The sequence below is a fragment of the Phyllobacterium sp. P5_D12 genome (assembly GCF_054049495.1).
On the sequence record NZ_JBFUMG010000195.1, the window covers coordinates 1 to 7,894 of the forward strand.

At 55.7% G+C, this 7,894-nt stretch carries 8 protein-coding genes; 7 read left to right on the forward strand and 1 reads right to left on the reverse strand.

Annotated elements, in window-relative coordinates; translation table 11 throughout:
• Nucleotides 1–189 precede the first annotated feature (189 nt).
• The gene (locus tag ACXJ5O_RS14085; RefSeq protein ID WP_457300432.1) at nt 190–630 is read right to left on the reverse strand and encodes a PaaI family thioesterase; all 441 of its coding nucleotides are present in this window, start codon (nt 628–630) and stop codon (nt 190–192) included.
• Between the two features lie 90 nt (nt 631–720).
• Between ACXJ5O_RS14085 and ACXJ5O_RS14090 the strand changes: the two genes are divergently transcribed.
• The 7 genes from ACXJ5O_RS14090 to lon all read left to right on the forward strand — a co-directional run.
• A complete protein-coding gene (locus tag ACXJ5O_RS14090) occupies nt 721–1,269 on the forward strand; it encodes a hypothetical protein (protein ID WP_457300433.1) in 549 nt (182 codons plus the stop codon).
• A 24-nt stretch (nt 1,270–1,293) separates the two neighbouring features.
• Nucleotides 1,294–1,731 carry a CoA-binding protein gene (locus tag ACXJ5O_RS14095; protein ID WP_457300434.1) on the forward strand — a complete coding sequence of 146 codons (438 nt, stop codon included), beginning with the start codon at nt 1,294–1,296 and terminating at the stop codon, nt 1,729–1,731.
• A gap of 263 nt (nt 1,732–1,994) precedes the next feature.
• Nucleotides 1,995–3,281, forward strand: a complete 1,287-nt coding sequence (locus tag ACXJ5O_RS14100) for an O-acetylhomoserine aminocarboxypropyltransferase (protein ID WP_457300435.1) — start codon at nt 1,995–1,997, stop codon at nt 3,279–3,281.
• A 4-nt stretch (nt 3,282–3,285) separates the two neighbouring features.
• On the forward strand, nt 3,286–3,630 hold the full coding sequence (locus tag ACXJ5O_RS14105; protein WP_457300436.1) for a cupin domain-containing protein: 345 nt from the start codon (nt 3,286–3,288) through the stop codon (nt 3,628–3,630).
• A gap of 136 nt (nt 3,631–3,766) precedes the next feature.
• A complete protein-coding gene (locus ACXJ5O_RS14110) occupies nt 3,767–4,396 on the forward strand; it encodes an ATP-dependent Clp protease proteolytic subunit (RefSeq protein WP_112530883.1) in 630 nt (209 codons plus the stop codon).
• 210 nt (nt 4,397–4,606) lie between these two features.
• Nucleotides 4,607–5,881: an ATP-dependent Clp protease ATP-binding subunit ClpX gene (gene clpX / locus ACXJ5O_RS14115; RefSeq protein WP_457300437.1), complete on the forward strand. Its 1,275-nt coding sequence runs from the start codon at nt 4,607–4,609 to the stop codon at nt 5,879–5,881.
• 334 nt (nt 5,882–6,215) lie between these two features.
• Nucleotides 6,216–7,894 (forward strand): endopeptidase La (gene lon / locus ACXJ5O_RS14120; protein ID WP_457300438.1); only part of this gene is annotated, 1,679 nt, incomplete at its 3' end.

The window sequence follows — 7,894 nt, forward strand, 5'->3', positions numbered from 1 at the left end:
ATTTTGCGCAGATCGACGGCAATCATGACGGCTATGTCAGTTTCAGCGAGATCCAGACCTTCTTCGACGCCCGCTCGCCCCTGCCTGCCGCCAGAGCAAGGGCTGCGGCAAAGGTACAGGTTGTGGAGTAGACAGCCAGGCAGGCGGGAGCCGGGTGAAGACACGCGAGGTTGTCTGGTGAAGAGTAGCTTATTGCGAAGGCACGGGGCGGGGCGGGATTGAATAGGTTGCCGTTGCATGCGCTACGAGTTCGGTTGTTGAACGGCTGGTCATGGAAATCTCGACARTGGCCAGACGCTTGCCGAGTTTGAGAATCGTTGCTTTGGCATCGACAGGCCCCGATTCCGGTTTGCGCAGGAAATTGATATTGAGGTTCGTCGTCACGGCGAGGGCCACCGGACCGATCTGCGCCAGGATCGCGATATAGGCTGTGATATCGGCGAGTGCGAACAATGTTGGCCCGGAGACCGTGCCACCCGGTCGCAAATGCCGGTCTGACGGATCGAGCCGCATGGACGCAAAACCGTCGCCGGCGTCAGTCACCGTAAAGTCCATTCCTTCCGCGTTCACCTGTGGAAATTCGCGTTCCAGAAAGGAAGTCAACGCCTCTACGTCCATCGCTACAGCCATAAAATCCATCCCTTGCTGTTTTTTCTTTACACTTAACTGTTATTCTTGACGCTCCTATTTCTGCATCGTCTTTTCAAGACGGAGGACGTTATGAAACCGCCTGGATTGGTCGCAGCATGCTGCGTTTTCGCGCTTGCCTATGCGGGAACTATCGCGACACAGAGGACAACAACCCCGATACAAGCTGTTGAGACATTCAGTCTGCCGGAGCGGCCGGTGCCTCTGACGGAGGATACGATCAAACGTTTCCTTTTCGGATTTGCACCCGTGGCTGCGACAGTACGTGAAGTGGACGGCAGGGGGGAAGCCGCGGAGCGAGCCGCCATCCTCGATGTGAAAGCGGCGGAATATGGTTTTGCCAGCTTCTCGGACTGGGTGGATACAACYAATACGATCATGGTGACCTATCATTGGGCGACCAACCCCGATCCGCGCGCCGAAGTGGACAAAGCGATCGCCGCCATTCCCGCCATGCCAAATCTTTCCGATCAGGAAAAGACCGATATGATCGCGGGATTGAAAACCGGGCTTGCCAAGGTCGAAAATGCAAAACCGACGCCGGAGAACATGGCGATCGTCCAAAAGCATTTGCGTACGCTGAAGCCATTCTATGAACTTTGGGCGGCGCCGCCCGGATAAACGGAAAACAGGATATGCGTGCTGATGCAGGAACATGACTATTATTCCGACGACTATATTCGCGAGATATTATCTTCGGTAAAAACCATCGCCTTGACCGGCGCTTCGCCCAATGAAACGCGGCCGAGTTTTTCCGTGATGCGATTTCTGCTGCTCCAGGGATGTCACGTCATACCGGTCAATCCGGGGCAGGCGGGAAAGACGATTCTTGGTCAACGGGTCTATGCGCGGCTCGCCGACATTCCCRAGCCGATCGATATGGTGGATGTCTTCCGCAACTCGTCTGCCGTTCCGGGTGTGGTCGATGAGGCCTTGGCACTCGAACCGCTGCCGCGTGTGATCTGGACTCAGCTCGGTGTTTGGGATGAGGCTGCAGCGCGCAAGGCGGAAGCAGCCGGGATCCAGGTGGTCATGAACCGGTGCCCGGCCATCGAAATTCCCCGGCTCGGCATGCGCGTCTAGGATGGGATTTCCCCGCCGCGCAGATTCAGTTTTGTCGATCGCTGAAAATGAAATACCCGGGTGCTGTTCCGGCGAACGAGTTGAACGCTTTTAGGCGATTCTCATGCAAGAAGTGCCGATTCCTACGCACGAAACCCCGAAAACGGCATAAGAATCTCAATCGCCGGCTGTAATTAGATTGTCCTTGGTTGCGAAAATGCGCACTTGGCCCCAGCGTCGCAATCCCATAGCCTTGCAGGCAGGTTGGCAACAGGAGGACAAACATGGCGCATCGGGCCCCCGGAATCGAAACATTGGCGGTCCACGCCGGAGCCAGGCCCGACCCTGAAACGGGCGCGCGGGTGACGCCGATCTATCAAACGACGGCGTTCGTCTTCGATGACGCGGAGCATGCGGCGTCCCTGTTTGGCCTGAAGGCCTTCGGCAATATCTACAGCCGAATCACCAATCCAACCAATGCGGTACTGGAAGAACGTGTCGCGGCACTTGAAGGTGGAACGGCCGCACTGGCGGTTGCATCCGGTCACGCGGCACAATTTCTGATATTCCATACACTGATGCAGCCTGGGGATAACTTTGTCTCGTCGAACAAGCTTTACGGCGGGTCCATCAACCAGTTCGGCCAGTCGTTCAAATCATTCGACTGGCAGGTGCGCTGGGCAGACGGGACTGATCCCGCGGCATTCGAGGCGCAGATCGATGGCCGGACCCGCGCTATCTTCATCGAGAGCATCGCCAACCCCGGCGGCATCATCACCGACATCGAAGCCATCGCAAAAATCGCCCATCGGCATGGCCTTCCCCTGATCGTCGACAACACGCTGGCGTCACCATATCTGATACGTCCAATCGACTATGGCGCTGATATCATTGCACATTCTGCGACGAAGTTCCTCGGCGGACATGGCAATTCCATGGGTGGTATCATCGTCGATTGCGGGACCTTCGACTGGTCGAAATCGGGAAACTACCCGCTGCTGACGCAGCCGCGTCCCGAATATAATGGGGTGGTATTGCACGAGACCTTCGGCAATTTCGCCTTTGCTATCGCCTGCCGCGTGCTCGGTCTGCGTGATCTCGGACCAGCGCTCTCGCCATTCAATGCCTTCCAGCTTCTGACCGGCATCGAAACCCTGCCGCTGCGCATGCAGCGCCATTGCGACAACGCGCTTGAGGTCGCCAAGTGGTTGAAACAAAATGAGAAAGTAGATTGGATCAGCTATGCCGGATTGGCGGACGATTCCTATTACGAGCTGCAGCAGAAGTATTCGCCGAGGGGAGCGGGCTCGGTTTTCACCTTCGGTTTGAAGGGTGGGTATGATGCCGGCGTCAAACTCGTCGAGCATCTGGAGCTCTTTTCGCACCTTGCCAATATCGGCGATACGCGATCGCTTGTCATTCACCCTGCGTCGACGACCCACCGGCAACTCAGCGACGATCAGAAGATCGCGGCAGGCGCTGGTCCCGATGTGGTGCGGCTTTCGATCGGCATCGAGAACGTTGCGGATATCATCGCCGATCTTGAACAAGCGCTGGCAAAGGCAGGGTAACTCCATGAAAAGTTTCATTAAAATTGATTTTGGCAATATCGACCCTGAGCACGGCGTGCCGAAACCAGAGCGCGTGATTTCTGGAGATCCGCAGTTTCGCACCTGGAATTGCGAGGAGGCTGAAGGCAATATCTATGCGGGGATATGGGAAGCTACACCCGGAAAATGGCGCATCGCCTATGACGAATGGGAGTTCTGCCACATCCTTTCCGGGCGTTCGATCATCACCGATGAGGGCGGCGGTGAACAGCATGTCGAGGCGGGTGACAGTTTCGTACTGCGTCCCGGCTTCCGCGGAACCTGGGAAGTGCTCGAGACGACGCGCAAGGAATATGTGATCAGGCTTTGAGCAGAATTCGGCTTGTGTCGATGATCATGTGTTGAACATCTTGCGAAACCGGGTGGCGACGCCCTATGTATCGGTTAGTCTTCCACGAATCTGGGGTGGTTAAGCCCCTTATTCTCCAAAACGCTGAGGCCCACCGATGAGAGACCCAATCGAAACAGCTATGAATCTCGTGCCAATGGTCGTCGAACAGACCAATCGGGGCGAGCGGGCCTATGATATATTTTCGCGCCTGCTGAAAGAACGCATCATTTTTATAACCGGGCCGATCGAGGACGGCATGGCGACGCTTGTCTGTGCGCAGCTGCTTTTCCTTGAATCGGAGAATCCGAAAAAAGAAATCAACATGTATATTAACTCGCCGGGCGGGGTCGTCACCTCCGGCATGGCGATCTACGATACGATGCAGTTTATCCGCCCAGCCGTGTCAACGCTGTGTTTCGGCCAGGCTGCATCCATGGGATCGCTGCTTCTGACCGCCGGCGAGAAGGACATGCGTTTCGTCCTTCCGAACGCTCGCATCATGCTGCATCAGCCGTCAGGTGGCTTCCAGGGACAGGCGTCAGATATTGAGCGTCATGCCCAGGACATCATCAAGATGAAGCGCCGCCTGAACGAGATTTATGTCAAGCATACCGGCCGCGACTACGAGTCGATTGAACGTACCCTCGATCGCGATCATTTCATGACTGCGCAGGAATCACTCGAGTTCGGCCTCATCGACAAGGTGCTTGAATCGCGCGCTGTGCTCGAAGGTGACACTAAGTAACCGGCTAAATCGCGCATCGGGGTCAAAAATGAAGTTTTTTTGACCCCGATGCGGACTTTCTGCCACACATGCAGCTTGCATAGAGCGGAGCAGACGTTACGTTAAGCCATTGGTGAGTTAGAGAAGCCTATTCTACGAATGACTATTCACTTCCACCTGGAGGAAGTGGCGGACCCGGGAGAGCGGGACCGATACTGAAAGGAAACTGCAATGAGCAAAGTCAGCAACGGCGGCGGCGATTCCAAGAATACGCTATATTGCTCGTTTTGCGGGAAGAGCCAGCATGAAGTTCGCAAGCTGATTGCGGGCCCGACTGTTTTCATCTGCGATGAATGCGTCGAATTGTGCATGGACATCATCCGCGAGGAAAATAAATCCTCGATGGTGAAATCCCGTGAAGGCGTCCCGACGCCGCAGGAAATCATGGCTGTTCTCGATGATTATGTCATCGGTCAGAATCATGCCAAGCGTGTTCTCTCCGTCGCGGTGCACAACCACTACAAGCGGTTGGCCCACGCATCGAAAAACAATGAAGTCGAACTGGCGAAGTCCAACATCCTTCTCGTTGGCCCAACCGGTTGCGGCAAGACCTATCTGGCGCAATCGCTTGYCCGTATCATCGACGTGCCGTTTACGATGGCGGACGCGACGACGCTGACGGAAGCCGGTTATGTCGGCGAGGATGTCGAGAACATCATTCTGAAGCTGTTGCAATCGGCGGACTATAATGTCGAGCGGGCGCAGCGCGGCATCGTCTACATCGATGAAGTCGACAAGATCAGCCGTAAATCTGACAACCCGTCCATTACACGCGACGTGTCTGGCGAGGGCGTTCAGCAAGCGCTGTTGAAGATCATGGAAGGCACCGTTGCTTCCGTACCGCCACAAGGTGGCCGCAAGCATCCCCAGCAGGAGTTCCTGCAGGTGGACACGACCAACATCCTGTTCATCTGCGGTGGCGCTTTCGCCGGTCTCGACAAGATCATCTCGGCCCGCGGTGAAAAGACGTCCATCGGCTTCAGTGCTGCGGTCAAGGCCCCAGACGATCGTCGTGTCGGCGCTATTTTCCGCGAACTCGAGCCGGAAGATCTGCTGAAATTCGGTCTTATCCCCGAATTCGTTGGTCGTCTGCCCGTTATCGCGACACTTGAGGATCTCGATGAGGTCGCACTGGTGCAGATTCTTTCCGAACCGAAGAACGCTCTGGTTAAGCAGTATCAGCGCTTGTTCGACATGGAAAACGTCGAGTTGACGTTCCATGAGGATGCGCTGAAGGCCATTGCGAAGCGGGCGATTGCTCGAAAGACCGGTGCGCGGGGATTGCGATCGATCATGGAGAAGATTCTTCTCGACACGATGTATGAGTTGCCAACGCTTGATGGTGTCCAGGAAGTGGTGATCTCCGGCGACGTCGTGGAAGGCAACTCAAGGCCTCTGTATATCTATGCCGAGCGCAAGGAAGAAAAAGGCAATGTTTCCGCGTAAGTCATCGGAAATAGAGCAGTCTAACGGCAAGGCTCCGCGTCTCGCGGAGCTTTTCTGTTTTGTATTTGGGTCGAATTCTGTGCATGGCCTTGCGAGCGATTGCGCTCGGACTGTCGTGAGCGCAGGATAGATTACGATTCTGTGAATGAGCTTGGGGTGTGGGTGCTTGAAACAAGCGGGCCTCCACTCCAAGTAAGTGTTAAGCTGCATAAACGGTAGTACGCCGCTCAATGCATGCGCCGCCAAAGTGGATCTCGATTTTGGATTTGGCCATGCAGCTTAAAGGGTACCCGGACGTGGCGATCTGGCCGAATGGCCTGAGAAAGGACATAAAATGACGGTTGCAAGCAAGAAGACACCGGCGGGTGGCGAGAACGGGCTTTATGCCGTTCTGCCGTTGCGCGATATTGTTGTCTTCCCCCACATGATCGTTCCACTCTTCGTTGGCCGCGAAAAATCCATTCGCGCGCTTGAGGAAGTTATGGGCGTCGACAAGCAGATCCTGCTTGCCACACAGAAGAACGCTGCGGACGACGATCCGCAGGCTGACGCGATCTATACGGTCGGCACTATTGCCAACGTCCTGCAATTGCTGAAATTGCCAGACGGCACGGTCAAGGTGCTGGTTGAAGGCATTGCCCGCGCTGAGATCACCAGTTTCAGCGAGCGCGAAGATTATCACGAAGCCTCTGCCGTGACGCTCACAGAACCGGAAGAAGATCCGGTCGAGATCGAGGCTCTTGCCCGCTCGGTCGTGTCGGATTTTGAAAACTACGTCAAACTGAACAAGAAGATTTCGCCTGAAGTTGTCGGCGCTGCCGGACAGATCGAGGATTATTCGAAGCTGGCCGATACAGTCGCGTCGCATCTTGCGATCAAGATTCCTGAAAAGCAGGATATGTTGTCGATCCTTTCCGTGCGTGCGCGGTTGGAGAAGGCCATGTCCTTCATGGAGTCGGAGATCTCCGTTCTTCAGGTCGAAAAGCGTATCCGCTCGCGCGTCAAGCGCCAGATGGAGAAGACGCAGCGCGAATATTATCTGAACGAGCAGATGAAGGCGATCCAGAAGGAACTTGGCGATGGCGAAGATGGCCGCGACGAGTCCGCAGAACTGGAAGACCGCATCAAGAAGACGAAACTGTCGAAGGAAGCGCGCGAAAAGGCCAATGCGGAGCTGAAGAAGCTGCGTCAGATGAGCCMGATGTCCGCCGAGGCGACTGTCGTTCGCAACTATCTCGACTGGCTGCTGTCCATTCCGTGGGGCAAAAAGTCGAAGATCAAGAACGATCTGAACCTCGCTGACGAAGTTCTGGATACCGAGCACTATGGCCTGGACAAGGTCAAGGACCGCATTGTCGAATATCTGGCGGTGCAGGCCCGGTCGACCAAGATCAAAGGCCCGATCCTCTGCCTCGTTGGTCCTCCCGGCGTCGGCAAGACTTCGCTCGCCCGTTCAATCGCCAAGGCTACCGGCCGCGAATACATTCGCATGTCGCTTGGCGGTGTGCGTGACGAGGCCGAGATCCGCGGCCACCGCCGCACCTATATCGGTTCGATGCCCGGCAAGGTCATCCAGTCGATGAAGAAGGCGAAGAAGTCAAACCCGCTTTTCCTGCTCGACGAGATCGACAAGATGGGCCAGGACTTCCGCGGCGATCCGTCATCAGCTCTGCTGGAGGTGCTCGATCCGGAACAGAACTCCACGTTCATGGATCACTATCTCGAGGTCGAGTATGACCTCTCGAATGTGATGTTCGTGACGACAGCCAATACGCTGAATATCCCAAGTCCCTTGATGGACCGCATGGAGATCATCCGTATTGCCGGTTACACGGAAGATGAGAAGCTGGAAATCGCCAAGCGGCACCTGTTGCCAAAGGCAATCCGCGATCATGCATTGCAGCCGAAGGAATTCTCTGTATCCGAGGATGCTATCCGCGCCATCATTCGCAATTATACGCGAGAGGCCGGTGTTCGTAACCTCGAGCGTGAATTGATGAAGCTGGCTCGCAA

Bases quoted from the DNA above. Each gene is read 5' to 3' on its own strand.
- ACXJ5O_RS14110 (WP_112530883.1), top strand. From the start codon at position 3,767: ATGAGAGACCCAATCGAAACAGCTATGAATCTCGTGCCAATGGTCGTC.
- ACXJ5O_RS14100 (WP_457300435.1), top strand. From the start codon at position 1,995: ATGGCGCATCGGGCCCCCGGAATCGAAACATTGGCGGTCCACGCCGGA.
- ACXJ5O_RS14105 (WP_457300436.1), top strand. From the start codon at position 3,286: ATGAAAAGTTTCATTAAAATTGATTTTGGCAATATCGACCCTGAGCAC.